The sequence below is a fragment of the Paenibacillus sp. 01T442 genome (genome assembly GCF_056398345.1).
The window spans coordinates 64,740-84,065 of sequence record NZ_JBFTPF010000007.1; the positions used below are offsets into that span (position 1 = coordinate 64,740).

General features: G+C 45.0%; 16 protein-coding genes. 4 read left to right on the forward strand and 12 right to left on the reverse strand.

Features of this window, described 5'->3' with window-relative positions; translation table 11 throughout:
* Positions 1 to 4: 4 nt before the first annotated feature.
* The 4 genes from AC1DLM_RS08825 to AC1DLM_RS08840 are packed head-to-tail and all read right to left on the reverse strand — an operon-like array spanning position 5 to position 5,163.
* Entirely contained in the window at positions 5 to 1,705 is a 1,701-nt protein-coding gene (locus tag AC1DLM_RS08825) for a carbohydrate-binding protein (RefSeq protein WP_477569758.1), read from the reverse strand.
* Between the two features lie 45 nt (positions 1,706 to 1,750).
* Positions 1,751 to 2,623 carry a carbohydrate ABC transporter permease gene (locus AC1DLM_RS08830; RefSeq protein WP_171637862.1) on the reverse strand — a complete coding sequence of 291 codons (873 nt, stop codon included), beginning with the start codon at positions 2,621 to 2,623 and terminating at the stop codon, positions 1,751 to 1,753.
* Positions 2,620 to 4,206 carry an extracellular solute-binding protein gene (locus AC1DLM_RS08835; protein WP_477569759.1) on the reverse strand — a complete coding sequence of 529 codons (1,587 nt, stop codon included), beginning with the start codon at positions 4,204 to 4,206 and terminating at the stop codon, positions 2,620 to 2,622. Before AC1DLM_RS08835 ends, AC1DLM_RS08830 begins: the two co-directional genes overlap by 4 nt.
* Positions 4,207 to 4,236: 30 nt before the next feature.
* Positions 4,237 to 5,163 (reverse strand): ABC transporter permease, encoded by a 927-nt coding sequence (locus AC1DLM_RS08840; RefSeq protein ID WP_441989804.1) that lies wholly within the window; start codon positions 5,161 to 5,163, stop codon positions 4,237 to 4,239.
* A gap of 277 nt (positions 5,164 to 5,440) precedes the next feature.
* Between AC1DLM_RS08840 and AC1DLM_RS08845 the strand changes: the two genes are divergently transcribed.
* A complete protein-coding gene (locus tag AC1DLM_RS08845; protein ID WP_441989805.1) occupies positions 5,441 to 7,750 on the forward strand; it encodes a helix-turn-helix domain-containing protein in 2,310 nt (769 codons plus the stop codon).
* Between the two features lie 152 nt (positions 7,751 to 7,902).
* On the forward strand, positions 7,903 to 8,499 hold the full coding sequence (gene yfbR / locus AC1DLM_RS08850; RefSeq protein WP_171637869.1) for a 5'-deoxynucleotidase: 597 nt from the start codon (positions 7,903 to 7,905) through the stop codon (positions 8,497 to 8,499).
* Between the two features lie 100 nt (positions 8,500 to 8,599).
* Here the strand turns inward: yfbR and AC1DLM_RS08855 are convergent, their stop codons facing one another.
* The 5 genes from AC1DLM_RS08855 to citZ all read right to left on the reverse strand — a co-directional run bounded on the left by AC1DLM_RS08855 (position 8,600) and on the right by citZ (position 13,159).
* Positions 8,600 to 8,749 carry a hypothetical protein gene (locus AC1DLM_RS08855; RefSeq protein ID WP_477569760.1) on the reverse strand — a complete coding sequence of 50 codons (150 nt, stop codon included), beginning with the start codon at positions 8,747 to 8,749 and terminating at the stop codon, positions 8,600 to 8,602.
* 53 nt (positions 8,750 to 8,802) lie between these two features.
* Complete coding sequence (locus AC1DLM_RS08860; RefSeq protein ID WP_441989807.1) at positions 8,803 to 9,243, reverse strand: hypothetical protein; 441 nt, start codon at positions 9,241 to 9,243, stop codon at positions 8,803 to 8,805.
* A gap of 360 nt (positions 9,244 to 9,603) precedes the next feature.
* Entirely contained in the window at positions 9,604 to 10,545 is a 942-nt protein-coding gene (mdh, locus tag AC1DLM_RS08865) for a malate dehydrogenase (RefSeq protein ID WP_441989808.1), read from the reverse strand.
* A gap of 51 nt (positions 10,546 to 10,596) precedes the next feature.
* Positions 10,597 to 11,895, reverse strand: coding sequence for an NADP-dependent isocitrate dehydrogenase (icd, locus tag AC1DLM_RS08870; protein WP_056624036.1), 1,299 nt, complete (start codon positions 11,893 to 11,895; stop codon positions 10,597 to 10,599).
* A 151-nt stretch (positions 11,896 to 12,046) separates the two neighbouring features.
* The gene (gene citZ, locus AC1DLM_RS08875) at positions 12,047 to 13,159 is read right to left on the reverse strand and encodes a citrate synthase (protein WP_441989809.1); all 1,113 of its coding nucleotides are present in this window, start codon (positions 13,157 to 13,159) and stop codon (positions 12,047 to 12,049) included.
* A gap of 299 nt (positions 13,160 to 13,458) precedes the next feature.
* On the opposite strand from citZ, the gene AC1DLM_RS08880 reads away from it, so the two are divergent.
* Positions 13,459 to 15,000: a Ppx/GppA phosphatase family protein gene (locus AC1DLM_RS08880; protein WP_477569761.1), complete on the forward strand. Its 1,542-nt coding sequence runs from the start codon at positions 13,459 to 13,461 to the stop codon at positions 14,998 to 15,000.
* Here the strand turns inward: AC1DLM_RS08880 and AC1DLM_RS08885 are convergent.
* Entirely contained in the window at positions 14,966 to 17,098 is a 2,133-nt protein-coding gene (locus tag AC1DLM_RS08885) for an RNA degradosome polyphosphate kinase (protein ID WP_477569762.1), read from the reverse strand. The two genes, AC1DLM_RS08880 and AC1DLM_RS08885, sit on opposite strands and share 35 nt — an antisense overlap.
* A gap of 186 nt (positions 17,099 to 17,284) precedes the next feature.
* Here AC1DLM_RS08885 and ytvI point away from each other — a divergent pair, with 186 nt between their 5' ends.
* Positions 17,285 to 18,421: a sporulation integral membrane protein YtvI gene (ytvI, locus tag AC1DLM_RS08890; RefSeq protein WP_441989812.1), complete on the forward strand. Its 1,137-nt coding sequence runs from the start codon at positions 17,285 to 17,287 to the stop codon at positions 18,419 to 18,421.
* Between the two features lie 32 nt (positions 18,422 to 18,453).
* On the opposite strand, the gene AC1DLM_RS08895 is transcribed toward ytvI, so the two are convergent.
* A complete protein-coding gene (locus AC1DLM_RS08895) occupies positions 18,454 to 18,849 on the reverse strand; it encodes an FxsA family protein (protein WP_441989813.1) in 396 nt (131 codons plus the stop codon).
* A gap of 4 nt (positions 18,850 to 18,853) precedes the next feature.
* Positions 18,854 to 19,297 carry an acyl-CoA thioesterase gene (locus AC1DLM_RS08900; RefSeq protein ID WP_441989814.1) on the reverse strand — a complete coding sequence of 148 codons (444 nt, stop codon included), beginning with the start codon at positions 19,295 to 19,297 and terminating at the stop codon, positions 18,854 to 18,856.
* Between the last annotated feature and the right edge of the window lie 29 nt (positions 19,298 to 19,326).

The following is a 19,326-nucleotide window of genomic DNA, read 5'->3' on the forward strand; positions in this document are numbered from 1 at the left end:
CTGCCTAATTGCTTTGTTGATACACTTTGGACCCATCTGTGACAACAGCCCATGTCCCGCCTGTCGTCGTCCAGCCACTTGCCGAGCCGGTTTCAAAATTCTCACTTAACACCGGTGTAGGCGGTGGAGTCGTAGTCGTCGTTTTGACCAGCTTAATCACATCGAAATACAGTTGGTAGCCTGTGCTTGCCGCATTTTTACCCGTGACCGTGTACTTGAAGGTATGATTGCCAGCCGTAGCAAAGGTGACTGTGCCCATCGATGTTTTCTTGTAGCCCAAACCATTCTGAGGATGAGCCGGAGCCGCCTCGAATAGTGAAACTGTACTTCCTTGATTAGCGCCATCAATAGCGAGTTGGAAATCACCAGCTCCTGGCCCTGTCGCATTATAGCTATACAATTCATATGTACCTGCCGTTGGCACATTCACATTCAATTGCACATAATCGCCAACTGCGGTCGAGGTCATCCGCATCCCAAACCCATAATTAACCGAATACGGCACGGTATAATCCGAATAAAAGCCGATGCCTGCCGTATGTGTCTGATAAGGCCATTGATAGGAGATAACGTACGTTAATGGCTTCGGTGCGGGTGTTCCTGTAAAGTTCCAGTCCCATCCATAATTGTTATCTGGCACAGATTCCGTTGGATACGTCGGATCGATCACCGTTCGAGTCGTCGTTGTATTCGTTACCGTGAGCGGTGCTGAACGTCTTCGCGTCAACTCCAGATAAATCGCATTACTGCCGATAATATACGGGCTAAATGTATCCATATCCAGGGCTGACGCATAGTAGAACCAGGTTAAGTCCGTATTGGTATACAGCGGCGTCCAATCCTGCAAGGTCAAGCTTGTCGCTGATGCGATGGTATTATTGTAAACCATGAGATATTTGCCAATAACGGAGCTATAGAAGACATACCCGTTCGAGCCATTTGCCAAATCTGAAGCGTTCCCGCCTCTGCCTGGTTCGGTCCATGTGCCATAATAGAAGTTTTTCCATGCATTAGGATCACCTAATTGACTGATCAGAGCACGTGCTACGCGTTCACTTTTAAACATCCCCGTCGCAAATGCATTGGATCTAAGATCCGCCCACGCATGTGCATAGAAAATGTACGCATAGCCACCAGCTTCATCTACGTAGAAATTATGGTCACCTGCACCGAAATCATAGTAATTCCCTGTGTAATCCACATAGCCATGAATATCGGAATTGTCACTTGTCACGACATCGCCGACTTTCGTTACGGTCGCCAGATTATCAGTCGATTTATACATTTTGATCTTTCTGTAATGATGTGCGGCCACGCTACCTAGAAAATAATCGTATTCCATATGCGCCGTCACATAGAACGTACTTGTCGCATTGTCATAATACAATCCGACCACCCAGTCAGCCGCATCCATGCCTGTTACGGTATTTTCCGTTGCAGTCTCAAGCCCTGCATAGGTCGTCGCCTTTCTCATTTTGAACGCATTGCCTCTGCCCCACACCGAATACAGATAGCCATTGGCCGTGGCGAAGCCCGGTCTCGCATCTCCGCCACCCCATGTCATGGTGGTCAAAGCGCCCATCGTTGTTTTATAAGGTGTGTTCGCCGTGGCTGCCTCTACCTGATTCCCCTCGAATGTAAACAAGCTCACCACTAAACCTAATGCAATCATTAAGGCAACGAAACCAACCATTCTCTTCCTCACGTTACATCCCTCCTACAATCTCAATTTTTGATAATTAACCAATCATCATCCCTTCACTGCTCCTAAAGATAACCCTTTCACGAAATACCGCTGTAAAAAGGGGTACAACACGACGATCGGTGCTGAGGCCAGCACGACGGTTGCCATTTGCGTAGAAATCGGCATGGGCAACGCTTCACCAGCGCTTAGCTGCGAGTAAATATCACTCTGTCCGATGAGCACGACCTGCCTCAGTAAGATTTGTAACGGCCACAGCGACGATTTGTTCAAATATAGAATCGCTGAGAAATATTGATTCCAGTTGCTCACCGCGTAAAATAACGTAAACGTGGCGAGCGATGGAACGGATAGCGGCAGCACAATTTTGAAAAAGATACCCAAATCATTACAGCCGTCAATGGTAGCTGACTCAATGATACTTTCATGAATCGATTCAAAAAATTCTCTCATCACCAATAAATTAAAGGCCGAAACGGCTGTTGGGATAACGAGCGCCCATAACGTATTCATCAGTCCTGTTGCTTTGACAATCAGATAGGTTGGAATCATTCCTCCGCTGAAAAGCATCGAGAACAACACCATAAAGAGAAGCATGCGTCTTCCGCTAAAGCGCTGTCTAGAACACACATAGGCCAGTAAAGACGTGACAGCGAGGTTAACAATTGTACCTACCACGGTAATCCACACCGTATTACGGAGGGACGTGAAGAACACGCCCGTGTTAAAGATGTAGTGGTAGGCTTTCCAATCGAGCTGCTTCGGCCAAAGGATAAAATTGCCTGAAACAATATCCGTTAAAGAGGCAAATGACATCGCGACAACGTTTACAATCGGCATTAGACACAAGAGCGTCAGCAGGGTCAAAATCACTATGACCGCCCAGTCCATTAGCCGATTGGTCAGATGGGACGTTCTCATTTTCTTGCTTTCCAAGCGTCATTCATTTCGGTTAATGCATCTTTCCCGCCTCTTGCTTTCCAATCTTCGAACAGTTGATCCAAGTAATCAACAGGCTTCTCACCTACGATGATTTTCACGATACCGTCAACGGAATTTTTATAGAGCTCTGCGCCTTTTTCCGCATAGGTTTTGGAGTATAGACCTACATCCTGTGACGAGTACGCTTTACCCTGCATCGCTTTCGTGAAGGAATCTTGTTTCAACTTTGTTGTCTCTGGCGTATCTGCGGAACTAAGAATCCATTCGCCTTCATTGGCATGATTCGTCAGTTGATATTTGTTTGGTCCTTCCGTTTTACCTAGATCAGTAACAACCTTCTGGCCATTTTCTGTTTTAAAATGAACGCCATCGACGCCCCATTTGAAGAAATTGGCCCCATCATCACCAATCTGATCGTCCAAGATTTTCAACATTTTCTCCAGCTTGCCMGTATCTTTCAACAGATCTTTGCTGAGTGCAAATACACCGAAGAAGCCAGCGCCTTTGACATATCCACCTTCGGACCCATCTGGACCTTTCAGTGGTGGAATCGCAATGAGGTCAAATTTCGGATCGGCTGCTCTCGCTTTCGCCAATCGCTCAGGTGTAAAGCCTGTATACCCCCAGTTGGATACCACGCCCGCTTTGCCAAGCAAGAAATCATCCTCAACCTGTTGATCCTTCTTAATCGCGAAATCCTTCGCAATGATGCCATCTTTATATAACTTCGCTAAATAGCCGATAGCTGTCTTGTTATTTGGTGCAAATTCACCTGGCACAATCCCGCCTTTGCCATCCTCAACCCAGCCTACGCTTGGGCCTGCTTTCATACTCGCCATGAGCCCAACGAATGGATAAGCACCGTTAACGCCTGCTCCGCTATTTACACCTGCTGCTAAACCGTAGGTATCTTCCTTGCCATTGCCATCTGGATCTTTCTCTTTAAAAGCCTTCATCACATCGTAGAGCTCATCGTACGTAGTCGGCACTTTCATATTCAATTTATCGAGCCAATCCTTACGTATGACCAATGTAGCTCCTGGAATCCCACGTAAGCGAGGAATACCGTAGATGTGGCCTTTATATTTGAGCGTATCCATGACATCTTTCGGCAGCTTCGCTAAATTCGGATATTTCGTTGCATCTGCGAGGTAAGATTCCAATGGAAGGAATTGATCGCTGCCAATCGCATTGAAATACACAGCATCCAAATATGGAAATAGAACGGTATCCGGAACATCGCCCGATGCTAATGTAACGCCCATCTTATTGTTGTACTCACCGGAAGCTACAGGCAAATAGTCGAACTCGATATTATAGCGTTCTTCAATGGCTTTCTTGCCCGTACTCGTATCTGGCGGCGCTGCACCGTACAAAATATTCATCGCACGAATTTTATATTTTTTCTCTACTTTAGGTGTTGCCGAAGCCTGCTGTGTGGATGTTGCCGGTGTGCTCGCACTTGTCTGTTCTTTATCTGTCCCGCTGCTGCATGCTGCAAGTAAAGACCCCATCATCATTACAGTTGTTCCCACGGTAATCACATTACGTAATTGTTTCATTCTGAAACCAGCCCTTCGCCTTTTATTTGTCTAGTACACGCCTTTTTCACCGAAAGTTCGAGCAATTTTGTTGGCTCCAACGATCAAGATCATGCCGACGATCCCTTTTAATAGTCCCACTGCGGTTGTAAAACTGAAATTCCCATTCACGACCCCCATACGATAAACGTAGGTATCGAGTACTTCCCCAACCTCCGAAACGGTCGAATTCAACATTAAGTACACTTGTTCAAAACCAACATCGAGCACAGTGCCCAGTCGGAGAATAAATAAGATGATGATGGTGGAGCGAATCCCCGGCAAGGTCACGTGGCCAATTTGTCTAAGCCTGCCTGCGCCATCTATTTTAGCTGCCTCATAGAGCTCCGGATCAATTCCCGTTAATGCGGCCAAGTAAATAATCGTTCCCCAACCGGATTCCTTCCAAATAACCTGCAGGACAAGCATACCTCGAAAGTTATCTTCATTGGAAAGAATATTGATCGGCTGCATGCCCCAGCTTGCAAGGAGGTGATTCACTTGCCCATCGCTTTGAAATAATAAATAGAAGATACCTGCCACAACAACCCATGATAAAAAATGCGGCAAATACAGCAGCGTTTGTACGATCTTTTTGAAAAATTCAAATTTAAGCTCATTTAACAGAATGGCTATTACGATCGGAACAGTGAAAGCGAATACAATTTGGTAAAAACTAATGATCACCGTGTTCATAAAATAGCGGCCAATTTCCGGTGAATCAAAGATCCGCTGAAAATTGTCCAGCCCCACCCAATCACTCTTGAGGAATCCTTTAGACGGGATGTACTTCTGAAAGGCAATCACGATCCCTAGCATCGGGATATACTTATAGAGTAAGAAATAAACGATACCAGGTAAAGCCATTAACCATAAATATCTTTCCTTAATGAGCCGATGCCACCCTGTCTGCTGGCGTACTTTCTTATGTGCCTCCATGCCCGTTCCCTTGCTCCTCTCCTATTTTCATTTGGCCCTCACCTCCTTGGGCCTAATATTATGCAGTACTCCATGCGATGACAATCAACTATTTTTACGCAAAAAAAGCATATGAAAAGAGGCCAATTCGGCTGGAATTAGCACTTGATAAACTTTTTTTGCACAGCGAAGCCTGTCCCTGTAAAAAGAGTGTACCTTCAATTTCCCTAGAGACGCGTCCGGATATGATATACTATTTTCAAAATATTCGAATCGTAACGCGACAAGGAGATTGGATATGGAACCTCAAACATGGCGCCGACTTACGCATTTCCTATCAATGAAAACGCCGGGCTGGAAATTAAAAAATCGGCTGCTCATTTCACTCATTCTTTTGTCCAGTATTCCAATTGCCATTATGGCATTATCTTCTTCCTTTATAAGTAATCGCATTATTAGTGATCAGACGGATCAGATGCACCAGGTTTTTCTGAATCAGGTTGAGAAAGAAATGAACAATCAATTTAAGAAGTTCGATGAACTCATGCTGCAATATACGTACGATAACTCGGCGCTCAGCCGCTTTACGCAAGAAGATTTAACTTACAAGAACTTTCAGTTGGTTAACGATCTGTATACGGTCTTAACCAATTTGCGCAGTGGGATGGAAAATGTCGTAGAAATTGATTTCTTCTCTAACACTTACAATAAAATTGCTACCTCTAGTGGCTTACTGCTCCAGCCTGATGAATTCCTTGATCCTATGGTTCTAGAAAAAGGTCATGCCTTAACCAAATATGGCAGCTGGATCGATACGCGAAATCATTTAAACACACGACTGGATCGACCGGTTATTACCTATATTAGACCGATAACGACGGCAGGCTCGAATGTGGTGAACAGTTTCTTTATCGTATATCTGGATGCTGCAACACTAAGCAGTCATTTGAAAGCGAATACGAATGATCCTGCGACTTATTTCGTAGTCAATTCTGCTGGAGATGCCGTCATGCACTCTGATCCCAAAAAGGTTGCCAGCCATATTGACTCAACAGGCTTTCTTTCCGAGTTGACCAACGGTAAAAACATGCCGAATTATCGTTTCACGATGAATATCGAAGGTAAGCCTTCATTAATTAACACCGTATATTCCGCTAATCGAGATTGGTATTATGTGTCCGTGCTCCCGACTGCTTTAGTAGCGAAAGAAACGAATCAACTGCGAAATATTTTATTCGGTGTCAGTATTGCCTTCATTTTATTAGCCATCATCATCGCTATCTTTACGTCCAAAAGCATTTACCAGCCTGTCCAGAAGCTTACGCAACGGGTATTTAAACAGCAAGATTCCACACAGGCCAAAGATGAAATTCATTTCATCACCGAACATATTCAAGACGTTGAGAAGCATAATGACATTTTGAAAAAAAACCTGGAGCAGTATCATGCCCATGTGGAGCAATACAGTCTCATGAGTCTCTTACTCGGCAATTCCAGCGTTACGACGCTTCAGCAGGACACTTTCCACCAGAAGCCCATCTGTTTGTTCCTCTTGGAAACGGATTCGTCCTTTCTGCAGTCACAATACTCTAAGAATGACCAGTTTCTTCTCTACTACGCAATCGAAAACATTGTGAATGAAATTCTAAGTGCCAAAGGCATCACACGGATCATGATGATCCAGCCTGGCCTATTTGCCATCCTTCATCAACCTGATCAAGCGGGGTCGCAGCAATCGCGCCTATACGCGAATGAGCTTCTTCAGGCGGTTCGTACGTATTTGAAATTAAATTTTGTGATTTCAGCGGGATATTCCGAGGCGGGATTGCACGGTATTCACGAGGTATTCCTACAAGCAAAGCATGCACTACGGTACAGCTTCTCCTTAGGTGCGAATCACGTCATCATTAGCGATGAGTTAGATCCCTCTGTTTCCGATCAGGCTGATGCCTTGGTAGAAGTGGAAAATCTTATTATGCAATCGCTGCATGTTTCGAACTATGGAGAGGCCCAAGATCTGTTTACTCAGATCATTCAACAGTTAAAAGATGACAGCTCATTGACGTCAGAGGTCCTGAAAACCTACTGTTCACAACTTCTAGGAGCGATGATTCATACGGTTGGGAAAGATTATCATACGGATACGGAAACTGTGAATATGAAGCATCTGACAATGGAATTGGAGCGTCAGCGTAACTTGCAGGAAATCGAAGCTTTTTTCCATAAGCACTTTTTCGATAAATTAATCGTTTCTCAGCCAGAGAAGTCCTCCTTTGAACGCCAGCAAGTTGAAGAGGTCGTCGCGTATATTCGTGCCCACTATGATCAGGACATTTCGCTGCAATTGTGCGCTGATCTTGTTGGTCTTAGCAGTTCACAGCTAAGCCGTTCCTTCAAAAAAATGATGGGCATTAATTTCGTTGACTACGTCATTCAATATCGAGTCGGTATTGCCAAGGAACTACTTGGCGATCCGAAGAATTCCATCCAAGCGGTTACGGATAAGCTGCGCTATACATCGGTCAATAGCTTTAACCGCATTTTCAAGAAAATCACCGGCACGACGCCTGGCAGTTATCGGAAGGATTCGCAGGAGCTGCGCCTGTAGGGAATAGGTTCCGTACCCTCCCCTTGTCGCAACTTGATCCATTCATACCCCATCTCGCCCACCCGACTTGTTGACTTCAAATAGGCGAAGTGATATACCTGTTAGGTACCATAAATTGCGGAATGTATGCAGTCCGTCTTCAGGAGGAACTTATGAATCATCATTTTTTTGCTTACTTATATCGTCTCAAATATATCGACCGCTGGAGCCTCATGTGGAACATGCGCCGCGAGAACGTAGCTGAGCATTCCTTCTATGTAGCTTCGATTGCGCATATGCTGTGCACCATCTCCAACGAAGTCTATGGTGGGAATGTCCCGACCGACCGCGTCGTCTCCATCGCTTTGTTCCACGATGCCTCCGAAGTGCTGACGGGTGACATCCCGCAGCCGGTGAAACATAACAACGAGCAAATTTTGCGGAATTTCCGTGAGATCGAAGACGTCGCCGTAGAACGACTGATCGGCACGATCCCACCAGCGCTCAGCAGCATTTATCGCGGCTTAATTCAAGATCCTGACCCCGAGCTCTATCGCTGGGTGAAGGCAGCTGATCTGATTGAAGCCTATATCAAATGCTTAACAGAGCTCTCTACCGGCAACCGTGAGTTTGTCGTTGCCAAACAACAAGTGCTCGACAGTTTGAAGAAGATGAACATGCCGGAAGTCGATTACTTCTTGGAGCATATGAGCGCCTCCTTCGAGAAAACGCTGGATGAAATCACGTTGGATATCGCGGATCCTAGCTAATCTCAGCCTCAAACTTGAATAACTGGAAAACCTCCCGCTAAATTCTCAATATCCAGCATATAATCGGATTTAGATGGATTTCATGTAGCTAATTTGCTCATTATTCAGCCATTTTGCCGATGTGCGCGAAATTAGCTGTACAAAATCCATCTATATCAAGAAACCCCTCAAAATTTGCACAATTAGCTGGAGAAAATCCATCTATGCTGCAGATCCAGCAACTAACTGGGCTTTGGCGTTCATCGAACATACACAAAAGAACCTCCTTTCCACTTGGAAAGGAGGTTCTTTACATCTCTAAGACTATGCCAAAATTTGAGGATTGGTCATAATCACAATAGCTAGGATAACCGCGATAGAACCGATCCAGCTGAATGTTTTAATTTTCGCAGCATCTGCTGCAGTACTTTTACCTGCTGCACTGTTCGCTCTCAATTTCTTGATGCGACCACCGATCATTCCTGTAACTGCTCCCACAATTACAAGTAAAACGATAGCAAGTGCCATCCACAAACCAGAGAAACTACCTTCGCTGACCATTGCTCCTCCAGAGATGAAGGTAACAATCAAAGAAAACTGGCCAATTCGATTGATCGTTGCCAATAGTCCCATGAAGCTTTCTTGTCCTGCGCCGGATAAGCTAGCAGCTCGTCCTACAATGAAAGGGAAAACAACATAAGATCCAAGCAATAAAGCACTAATTACGTGTAAAAAAAGCATAACATGTTGCACTGATTCTGGCATTGAGTCGACCTCCGCAAATTTAATTAGAATCGTTCTCTTTTAGTATACAGAATCGGAATGAGGGTAACAAGAAAGCGATGTCAAAATTCCTACAAATTCACCATATCTCCATAAAACTGTGACTAAATAAACAGAAAACAACCCCTGATCCCCCTGCGGAAGCATGCGAACATGGACTTGGAAAGACTTCCGTTGTCCATTCATGCGAAGGCTTCCGTGCAGGAAGCTGGCGTTGTTCTACCTTCGTGTAAATCTTATGGTCTTACGGCAGCGGCTCTGCTGCTACATTCGCAATCGTTACCGTTCCTCACAAAAAAAGGCCAGCCCCCTAAAAAACCTAGGAGACTGGCCTCTCATTTATTAACCTGCCACTACTTTAATGACGTTACGTACAGATTCAGCTGTTTTGTCCAAAGCTGATCTCTCAGCGTCTGTCAATTCGATGTCCATAATTTTCTCGATGCCATTAGCACCCAGAACCGTCAGAACACCCATGAACAGGTTGTCATAGCCGTACTCGCCTTCAAGCAGCGCGATTGTTGGAATGATTCGCTTCTTATCTTTCAGGATGGCTTCCGTCATCTGCACAAGTGAAGCCGCTGGTGCGTAGTATGCACTACCGTTACCAAGCAGGTTAACGATTTCGCCGCCGCCAGTACGTGTACGTTGAACGATGGCTTCGATGCGATCAGCTGATATCAGCTTCTCAATAGGCACCCCGCCAGCGTATGTGTAGCGCACGAGTGGTACCATGTCATCGCCATGTCCACCGATAACAACCCCCTTCACATCCTCAACGGATACGTTCAACTCTTGCGAGATAAACGTTAGATAACGGGCTGTATCAAGTACACCGGATTGACCGATAACGCGATTTTTCGGGAAACCTAGCGCCTGGTAAGCGACGTATGTCATCGCATCAACAGGGTTACTCAAAATGATCACGATGGAATCAGGAGCAACTTCCTTCACGTTCTCACAAACGGATTTCACGATACCCGCATTTGTGTTAACAAGATCGTCGCGGCTCATCCCTGGTTTTCGAGCGATCCCTGCTGTGATGATGACAATATCAGAACCAGTTGCATCCGCATAATTGGAAGTACCTGTGATTTGAGCGTCAAAGCCTTGCACTGGACCCGCCTCAAGCATGTCAAGTGCTTTGCCCTTTGTAGGGTTTTCTAATTGCGGGATATCAAGTAGAACAACGTCACCAAGTTCTTTTTGAGCTAGCATTAGAGCAGTAGTAGCACCTGTGAAACCCGCGCCAACAACGGTAATTTTATTACGACGAATAGCCATTTAAAATGTACCTCCTCATAATCTTTTGTCTAACTCAACGATAGGTACGAATTAAGCCATGTTTTTGATGATTTCGTTCGCGAACTCGGAGCACTTAATTTCTTTCGCGCCTTCCATCAAACGTGCGAAGTCATAAGTAACCGTTTTGTTGTTGATGGATGTTTCCAAGCCTTTGTAGATCAGCTCAGCAGCTTCCAACCAGCCAAGGTGCTCAAGCAACATAACGCCGGAAAGGATAACGGAACCTGGGTTAACAACGTCAAGACCAGCGTATTTAGGAGCTGTACCGTGAGTTGCTTCGAAGATTGCGTGACCAGTCAAGTAGTTGATGTTAGCTCCTGGAGCGATACCGATACCACCAACTTGTGCAGCAAGTGCATCAGACAGGTAGTCACCGTTCAAGTTCAATGTAGCGATTACGTCAAAATCAGTTGGACGTGTCAATACTTGTTGAAGCGCGATGTCTGCGATCGCATCTTTTACGATGATTTTACCAGCAGCTTCTGCATCTTTTTGTGCTTTGTTTGCAGCTTCTGCACCTTCTGCTTCTTTAATGCGATCGTATTGTGCCCATGTAAATGTTTTATCAGCATATTCACGCTCAGCCAACTCATAACCCCAGTTTTTGAACGCGCCTTCTGTGAACTTCATGATGTTACCTTTGTGAACCAATGTTAACGTTTTGCGGCCATGTTTGATTGCGTACTCGATAGCTGCGCGAACCAAACGCTCTGTACCTTCGGAGGATACTGGTTTAACACCGATACCTGAAGTTTCAGGGAAACGGATTTTGTTAACGCCCATTTCATTTTGCAAGAAGGAGATTACTTTCTTAACCGCTTCAGAACCAGCTTCCCACTCGATACCTGCATAGATATCTTCTGTGTTTTCACGGAAAATAACCATATCAACTAGCTCAGGACGTTTAACTGGGGATGGAACGCCATCGAAGTAACGAACTGGACGGGAACAAACGTAAAGATCAAGCTCTTGACGAAGTGCCACGTTCAAGGAACGGATACCGCCACCGATTGGTGTAGTTAGAGGTCCTTTGATGGACACGATGTATTCTTTCATAGCTGTTAACGTATCGTTAGGCAACCAGCTATTGAATTTGTTGAATGCTTTCTCACCAGCGTATACTTCGTACCAAGCGATTTTCTTCTCGCCTTTGTATGCTTTCTCAACTGCAGCATCTAGCACGCGTACGGAAGCTGCCCAGATGTCAGGACCTGTACCGTCACCCTCGATGAAAGGGATAATTGGGTTATTAGGGACTTGAAGTACACCATTTTCGATCGTAATTTTTTGTCCTTCTGTTGGTAGCTCGTAGTTTTCGAATTGTGGCATGATTAATAGTTCCTCCTCAAATTTGTATGAAAATGATTTCTTTTCTATATGCTGTGCATAGCTAGGCACACAAAAAGTGACGGGAGTTACAGTACTCCCCACCTGGGGCTCAGTACCAAACGCCCGCACCTTGAGCTTAAAGAACTAACAATTAGCGTTGGCCAATTGGGATATATTTTTGGTTAACTGGACCTGTGTACTCAGCGCGAGGACGGATCAAGCGATTGTTCTCGTACTGCTCAAGAATATGAGCTGCCCAACCGGAAGTACGGCTGATCGCGAAGATCGGCGTGAACAAGTCACGTGGGATTTCTAGCGTCGTGTATACGGATGCCGAGTAGAAGTCAACGTTTGGTTTCAAACCTTTAAGACCTGTTACCAACTCGTCTGCTTTAATGGACATTTCGTACCATTTCAGGTTGCCTGTCAATTTGCCAAGCTCATAGGACATTTTTTGCAAGTGCTTTGCACGAGGATCGCCGTTTTTGTAAACGCGGTGACCAAAGCCCATGATTTTGTCTTTGCGCTCTAATTTACCGTTAATGTAAGGAACAACATTCTCAACAGTACCGATCTCTTCAAGCATAACCATTACCGCTTCGTTAGCACCACCGTGAAGAGGTCCTTTGAGTGTGCCGATTGCGGAAGTAATACCAGAGTAGATATCTGTCAGTGTTGCAACAGTTACACGCGCAGCAAATGTGGATGCATTCAACTCGTGGTCAGCATGAAGTACCAATGCTTTGTCCAACGCTTCGATTGCAACTTTATCCGGCTCGTTACCTGTCAATTGGAACAAGAAGTTAGCAGCTACAGAAGAATATCCTGGGGAAGCTACTGGCTCTTTGCCTTCACGAATACGTGCGAAAGCCGCGATAATAGCAGGGATTTGCGCTTGCAATTTGATGGCTTTACGCACATTGGATTCCGAACTTGAATCATTTGCTTCGGCATCATACAGGGCAAGTGCAGAAACTGCTGTACGAAGCGCAGCCATGGAATTCACATCTTTCGGGAATGTTCGAATAAGATCAATTACCGCGTCTGGTACTTTGCTGTATGCGTTCAGGTCGCTTTGCAATTTCTCAAGCTCAGCTTGAGTAGGCAATTTACCGAACCAAAGTAAGTAAATAACTTCTTCAAAAGTCGCATTTTCTGCGAGGTCATCAATATCAATCCCGCGATACGTAAGCACACCATCTACAATGGAGCTGATCGACGAGGTTGTGGCTACAATTCCTTCTAAACCTTTGGTTGCAGACATGGGAATCTCTCCTTAGCTACTCTATTAGCATAATATTGCTGTTTTCTTCTCTTAATAATAAAGTATTTTACTTGGTAAGTGAACAAAATAGGTCATAGAAGTAAATTATCACTACCATAGAAATTCTTTTTGGCGGAATTTTCACACCATTTTTCGTACACAGGTTCCAAACACACGATACAAGTTTTTGTTAATTTCCTCGAATTATGCAGTGTGCGCGGAAAAATTTGTAGACCTTGTGCGAGATTGATACAATGTAAGGAATGATTCCGTGAATTAAGTTATAAAGGAGCGACACAATGAGCAACCTTGCAGCTAGGATTGGCATCATCGATATCGGATCCAACTCCATCMGACTTGTCATTTATGAAATAAATGCCCATGGAGCTTATCGCGTTGTAAGTGAGCATAAAGATTCCGCAAGACTTAGCGAACGCATGGGTCCTGATGGCATCTTACATAACAAAGATATTATTTCAATCGTTCCTATCTTAACCCACTATGCCAGGTTATGCCAGTCTCAATTTGTTACAACCGTTCGAGCTGTTGCTACTGCCGCAGTTCGTAACGCTGCCAACACGTCAGAAATCGTACGTATTCTCGAGGAACAAACAGGGCTCACGATTGAGGTTCTGAGCGGCTTCGAGGAGGCTCGGTATGGTTATTTAGGCGTCATTAACTCCATGGATATCCGCAATGGCATGATTATTGATATTGGTGGTGGAAGCACGGAAGTTTCTTTAGTAAAAGATCGGGAGTTAGTCCAAAGTGTCTCATTTCCTTTCGGTGCCGTGAATACTACGCGTCAATTTATGAAGGGCGCTAATTTAACGGATCAAGAGATGGCCGATATTCGCAAAATGGTACATGAGGCCATCGCTTCTCAGCCATGGATTATGCAATCCCCCAATCTTCCTATGGTTGGCCTAGGTGGGACGATCCGTACACTTGGCAAAATGAGCCGCAAGAGAAATAATTACCCGCTTCAACTTGCTCACAATTACGTCATGAAGCCAGGTGAGCTTCAAGAATTTTCGATACTTTTATCCACATTAACTATTGAAAAAAGGAAAAAAATCGATGGACTCGCCAAAGAACGAGTCGATATTATTATGCCTGGCCTGCTTATTCTAGAGACGATCTTCGAAGCCGCGAAATCCTCATCTTGCCTCATCAGTGGATCTGGCTTACGCGACGGACTTTTCTTTGAAACCTATAATCCGAAGCAACCGGTGAAAGCTAACGTATTGGAAGCCAGCATACAGAATACACTGACTCTCCACCCGAATGCAGCTGTCGCACATGTTCGGCATGTTGATACCTTAGCAATGCAACTGTACGATGCGCTAGCGCCATCGACAGATTTAGAAGCACGCGGCAGGCTGTTGCTGCACACAGCTGCTCTTTTGTACMGAATTGGTGTGAGCGTCCATTACTACCAGTACTTGAAGCACACCGAATATATGATTCAAGAAGCACATATTGACGGCCTCAGTCATCGGGAGATTGTCATCGCTTCGCTCATCGCCACATTCAAAACAAAAAATCGGACCCAGCAGCAGGCACTTGTTTACAAGGACCTATTACAGGAATCCGATGTTACCTTAATCATTAAGCTTGGTGCCGTCCTTAAGCTTGCCATGGCCATGGATGCCAGCGAGACACAACCCATCCATGCGGCCATCCGTATCCAACGCAATGATACTTCCATGAATCTTAATCTGCTTTGTGCGCACAACCCTTTCTTGGAACTCAAGGAGCTGAACACATTCACCAAAGATTTCGATAAAATCTGGGGCATTAAGCTTAAGATTCAAACCGAAGTCTTTTCCATGAAGTAATCCGCATCGCCTCGAACTGGCTCCGATAAGGGGTCAGTTCATTTTTTATGCGCGTATACATCCCATTGGGCATGAGCTCTCTCGCTTTGACATTATCATGGAGTGTCACGTTTAGAATTTGAATCATCATTTTCTTCATATCTCTGTCCAAAACCGGGCACATCAACTCAATTCGCCGGGTTAAATTACGCGTCATCCAATCTGCCGAAGACAGATAGACATCGACATGTCCCCCATTTTCGAAATAGTAAATCCGCGAATGTTCCAAGAATCGGTCTACAATACTCCGAACGGTAATATTCTCACTTAGTCCAGGCACACCTGGCCTCAAGCAGCAGACACCTCGAATGATGAGTTCGATCTTCACGCCAGCTTGCGACGCCGCGTATAACGCATCCACCATTTCTTGATTCGATAGGGAGTTCATTTTCGCAATAATCCGAGCTGGACGACCAGCCCTAGCATGCGCCGATTCACGTGCGATGAGCTCAAACAGCTTATCTTTCAAGTCCGTTGGCGCGACAGCGAAGGATTGCCAATCATGAGGGGCAGAATAGCCCGTAATTTCGTTGAAAAGCGCAGAAGCATCTTCTCCAATCACACTGTTGGATGTGAACAAGCCAACATCCGTATAGAGCCGCGCCGTACTGTCATTGTAGTTACCTGTTCCGACATGAACATAACGACGAAGCGTATGCTCTTCCTGACGAACGACAAGTGTGATTTTGGCATGCGTTTTGAGTCCAACTAGCCCGTAAACGACGTGGCAGCCTGATTTCTCCAGCATTCTCGCCCAAGCAATATTCCGCTCTTCATCGAACCTTGCCTTCAGTTCGACAACCACCGTCACTTGTTTACCGGATTCTGCTGCTCTAGCCAATGCCTGAATAATCGGCGATTTGCCACTCGCCCTGTATAAGGTCATCTTGATGGCTAATACGTGCGGATCATAAGCGGCATGGACGATAAAGTCCGTCACTGCGTCGAATGTCTCATATGGATGATGCACAAGTACATCTTTCGTTTTGAGAATATTGAAAAAGTCAGTTTCATCCTCAAACTCAACCGGGTATTTAGCCACCACGCGCGGGTAACGCAGATTTTCAAAGCCATTCAACGAACTTGCGAGCTTCATAAAATAAGTAATATCTAAAGGACCGTCGATTTCAAAAATTTGCTCTTCAATCTCAAACTCATCTTGCAATTGGGCAAGCGCGTAGGGATGAATCCCTTCTTGTACCTCTAACCTCACAGGAGAGCCCCAGCGTCTGCGTCTAAGCTCCTTTTCAATCTCTTCCAGTAAATCCTCCGCGCCTTCTTCGTTAAGCGTTAGATCCGCATTACGCGTGACACGGAAGCCATGTACAGAAATCGGTGTATACCCGCTGAATAGCGATTGAATGTGATGCTCAATGAGTTCCTCCAGCAGAATAAATTCTGTCTTTTTACTATTGGAACGGGTTGGAACAGGTATGCAGCGAGCTAAGTTACTAGGAATTTGGACGATTGCGAAATAAGGCTCCTCATCCAAGTCTTCGCCTTCGCGTACAAGTAAAACGGCCAAATATAACGACTGATTATGTACAAGTGGAAAAGGACGGCTCTGATCGACTGCCATCGGCGTCAATACAGGGAATATAATGTCATGATAGTAGGCATCCATAGCTTTTTTCTGAGACGTGTTTAGATCTTCATACTCGGTAAATACAATGCCTTCCTTCATCAAAAGCCGCGTCACTTCTCGATACGTCTTATACTGCTCTGTCACCATTTTCGCCGTGCGCTTCATAATGCGTTTGATGAGTCCTGCCGGTGTGTAGCCGGTGAAATCCTTTTTGGTATAGCCAGCCTTAATCTGATCCTTGAGTCCTGCGACACGAACACTCATGAATTCATCGAGGTTGCTCGATACGATCGACAGAAATTTCACACGCTCTAGCAGTGGTGTACTCGCATCCTGCGCTTCCTCAAGCACACGCCAATTGAACTCGATCCAGCTCAAATCACGATTTAAGTACTTGGTTGAAATCTCTTTGACTTCTTTGACTTCTTTGAGTTCTTTAACATCATTTAGTTCTGGTTCGCGCGCAATACTCATAAATCCTCCAGTATTTTTCCATTTTTAGTGACCTAATATCTTCATTGTACTATGCGTCTTAGGGAGGCGACAATCCAATTCCCTGTATTTCAATATATTAAGATTTTGTAAAGAACATGATATTTCCGTATTTATCCATGTTCATGTTACAATATAAATGACTTGAAACAAGGAGTGATTCCTACCATGGGTATCCTAAATCCGCGACTGGTTCACCAAATTTTCAGAGGCATATGGGTGGCCATAATTCTCTTCTTACTAGCTACTGCCTTTTACTATATCATTCCACTCATTTACCCTTTTATTTTTGGTTGGATTATCGCACTTATGCTCAATCCGCTTGTTAATTTCTTTCAATTCAAATTAAAACTGCCAAGATGGCTGGCTGTCTCGTTATCCATGCTCCTATTCTTAGGTGCGATGGTTACGATTATCACCTTACTTGTAGCTAATATTGTCGTGGAGCTTGGCTCCCTTGCGGATACGATTCAACTTCAGATCAACCGGTGGGTCGAGGAATTTAATGTATTCATTAATTCAGTCACTTTCCAGCAATGGATCGAACGCGTAAATGAGTTTTTTGAAAATAATCCGAAATATCAGGAGACTGTTAACACGAATCTCTCCTCCACAGCTGGTTCTATTGCCGACATTAGTAAATTGGTCATCACCTATACTTTTGCAGCACTCAAAGCTTTCCTGACTTCTCTGCCTAATATCGCGACGATCACGATCATCGTCATGTTGGCCACTTTTTTCATCAGTAAAGACTGGTACGGGCTCATCAAACGCTATAAGGGCATTTTCTCTGACGTGATTGTAAAAACGACCAAATTGATCCGCACGGATCTACAGAAAGCCTTGTTCGGCTATTTAAGAGCTCAGTTGATACTCGTTTCGCTCACTGCACTCGTCGTGATCATCGGCTTGCTAATTCTCCGTGTTGATTATGCAATTACCATCGGCTTATTAACTGGTTTAGCGGACCTGATGCCGTATCTGGGAACAGGTGCAGTGATGGTGCCATGGATCCTCTATGTTTTCTTCGCTCAAGGGAATATCATGCTGGGTATTGGGCTCAGTGTCCTGTATGGGGTTATTGTGATCGCGCGGCAAATTATGGAGCCCAAGGTATTAGCCTCCTCAGTTGGCCTAGATCCACTTGCTACACTTATTGCGATGTTCGTAGGGTTAAAACTATTCGGGCTGCTGGGACTCATCGTTGGACCTGTCTCCCTGATCCTAATAACCGCCTTCTATCGGGCAAGAATCTTCCATGATATTGCAGCATACATACACAAAGGCTCGGCACCTCCTGAATAAGAGGATGACCGAGCCTTTCGTTTACTCTTTGCTTATCTGCGATTGATGATGTGCATGTTGCCTTTGCCGATTTGCTTACGTATGATCGCCAGCAGTAATATTTTAAAAATCGGTCTTGTGTAAGGAAAGACGAGCAGGAAACCTAGAATATCCGTAATGAATCCCGGTGTAATGAGCAAAATTCCTCCAAGGAAAATACAAATCCCATCGAGGATTTGCTGCGCTGGCAGCTGCCCCTGTGACCACTCGAACTTCGCATACTCCATCACCTTGCGCCCTTCGCGCTTCGCAAAGTAAGCACCTAAGAAACCGCTCGCTATGATTAACAGGAAGGTCATCCAACCTCCGACCAGATGTCCAAGCATGATCAACATCGTAATTTCTACGGCAGGTACAAGAATAAAAATAGCGATAATCCATCGAAACATAGGTTTAGCCTCCGTCTTCAGTATACTTCGCAATAAGCTGCCACAATTCTGGCGCTTCCTTCTCTATACGTACGGGCCTCCAAGAAGGATTCACCCAAACATGACCAGTTGTTCCAGTCACCAGTAATTCTGCGGTGAGATCGTCGTTTATTCTCCGAATTTCATATGCGAATTGCAGCCGAACGCTGCTTGTTTGTGACACGCGTGTATAGATACCCACGAGATCATCGTATCGTGCTGGTTTTTTGAATTTGAGATCCGCTTCTGTAACGGGAAGCAAGAGTCCCATTTCTTCTATTTTACGATAGGGATAGCCTAGGGATCGTATAAGCTCTGTACGTCCGATTTCGAACCAAGTCAAATAATTGGCATGGTACACAACCCCCATTTGATCCGTCTCCTGATAACGCACACGCAGCTGTTGTTGATGCCACCGTTCCTGAGTCATGCTGATCCTCCCGATAACCATTGGTATCC

Coding starts and splice junctions, on each gene's coding strand:
- AC1DLM_RS08830 (WP_171637862.1), bottom strand. CDS start 2,623: ATGAGAACGTCCCATCTGACCAATCGGCTAATGGACTGGGCGGTCATA.
- AC1DLM_RS08840 (WP_441989804.1), bottom strand. CDS start 5,163: ATGGAGGCACATAAGAAAGTACGCCAGCAGACAGGGTGGCATCGGCTC.
- AC1DLM_RS08845 (WP_441989805.1), top strand. CDS start 5,441: ATGGAACCTCAAACATGGCGCCGACTTACGCATTTCCTATCAATGAAA.
- yfbR (WP_171637869.1), top strand. CDS start 7,903: ATGAATCATCATTTTTTTGCTTACTTATATCGTCTCAAATATATCGAC.
- AC1DLM_RS08855 (WP_477569760.1), bottom strand. CDS start 8,749: ATGTTCGATGAACGCCAAAGCCCAGTTAGTTGCTGGATCTGCAGCATA.
- AC1DLM_RS08860 (WP_441989807.1), bottom strand. CDS start 9,243: ATGCCAGAATCAGTGCAACATGTTATGCTTTTTTTACACGTAATTAGT.
- mdh (WP_441989808.1), bottom strand. CDS start 10,545: ATGGCTATTCGTCGTAATAAAATTACCGTTGTTGGCGCGGGTTTCACA.
- icd (WP_056624036.1), bottom strand. CDS start 11,895: ATGCCACAATTCGAAAACTACGAGCTACCAACAGAAGGACAAAAAATT.
- citZ (WP_441989809.1), bottom strand. CDS start 13,159: ATGTCTGCAACCAAAGGTTTAGAAGGAATTGTAGCCACAACCTCGTCG.
- AC1DLM_RS08885 (WP_477569762.1), bottom strand. CDS start 17,098: ATGAGTATTGCGCGCGAACCAGAACTAAATGATGTTAAAGAACTCAAA.
- ytvI (WP_441989812.1), top strand. CDS start 17,285: ATGGGTATCCTAAATCCGCGACTGGTTCACCAAATTTTCAGAGGCATA.
- AC1DLM_RS08895 (WP_441989813.1), bottom strand. CDS start 18,849: ATGTTTCGATGGATTATCGCTATTTTTATTCTTGTACCTGCCGTAGAA.
- AC1DLM_RS08900 (WP_441989814.1), bottom strand. CDS start 19,297: ATGACTCAGGAACGGTGGCATCAACAACAGCTGCGTGTGCGTTATCAG.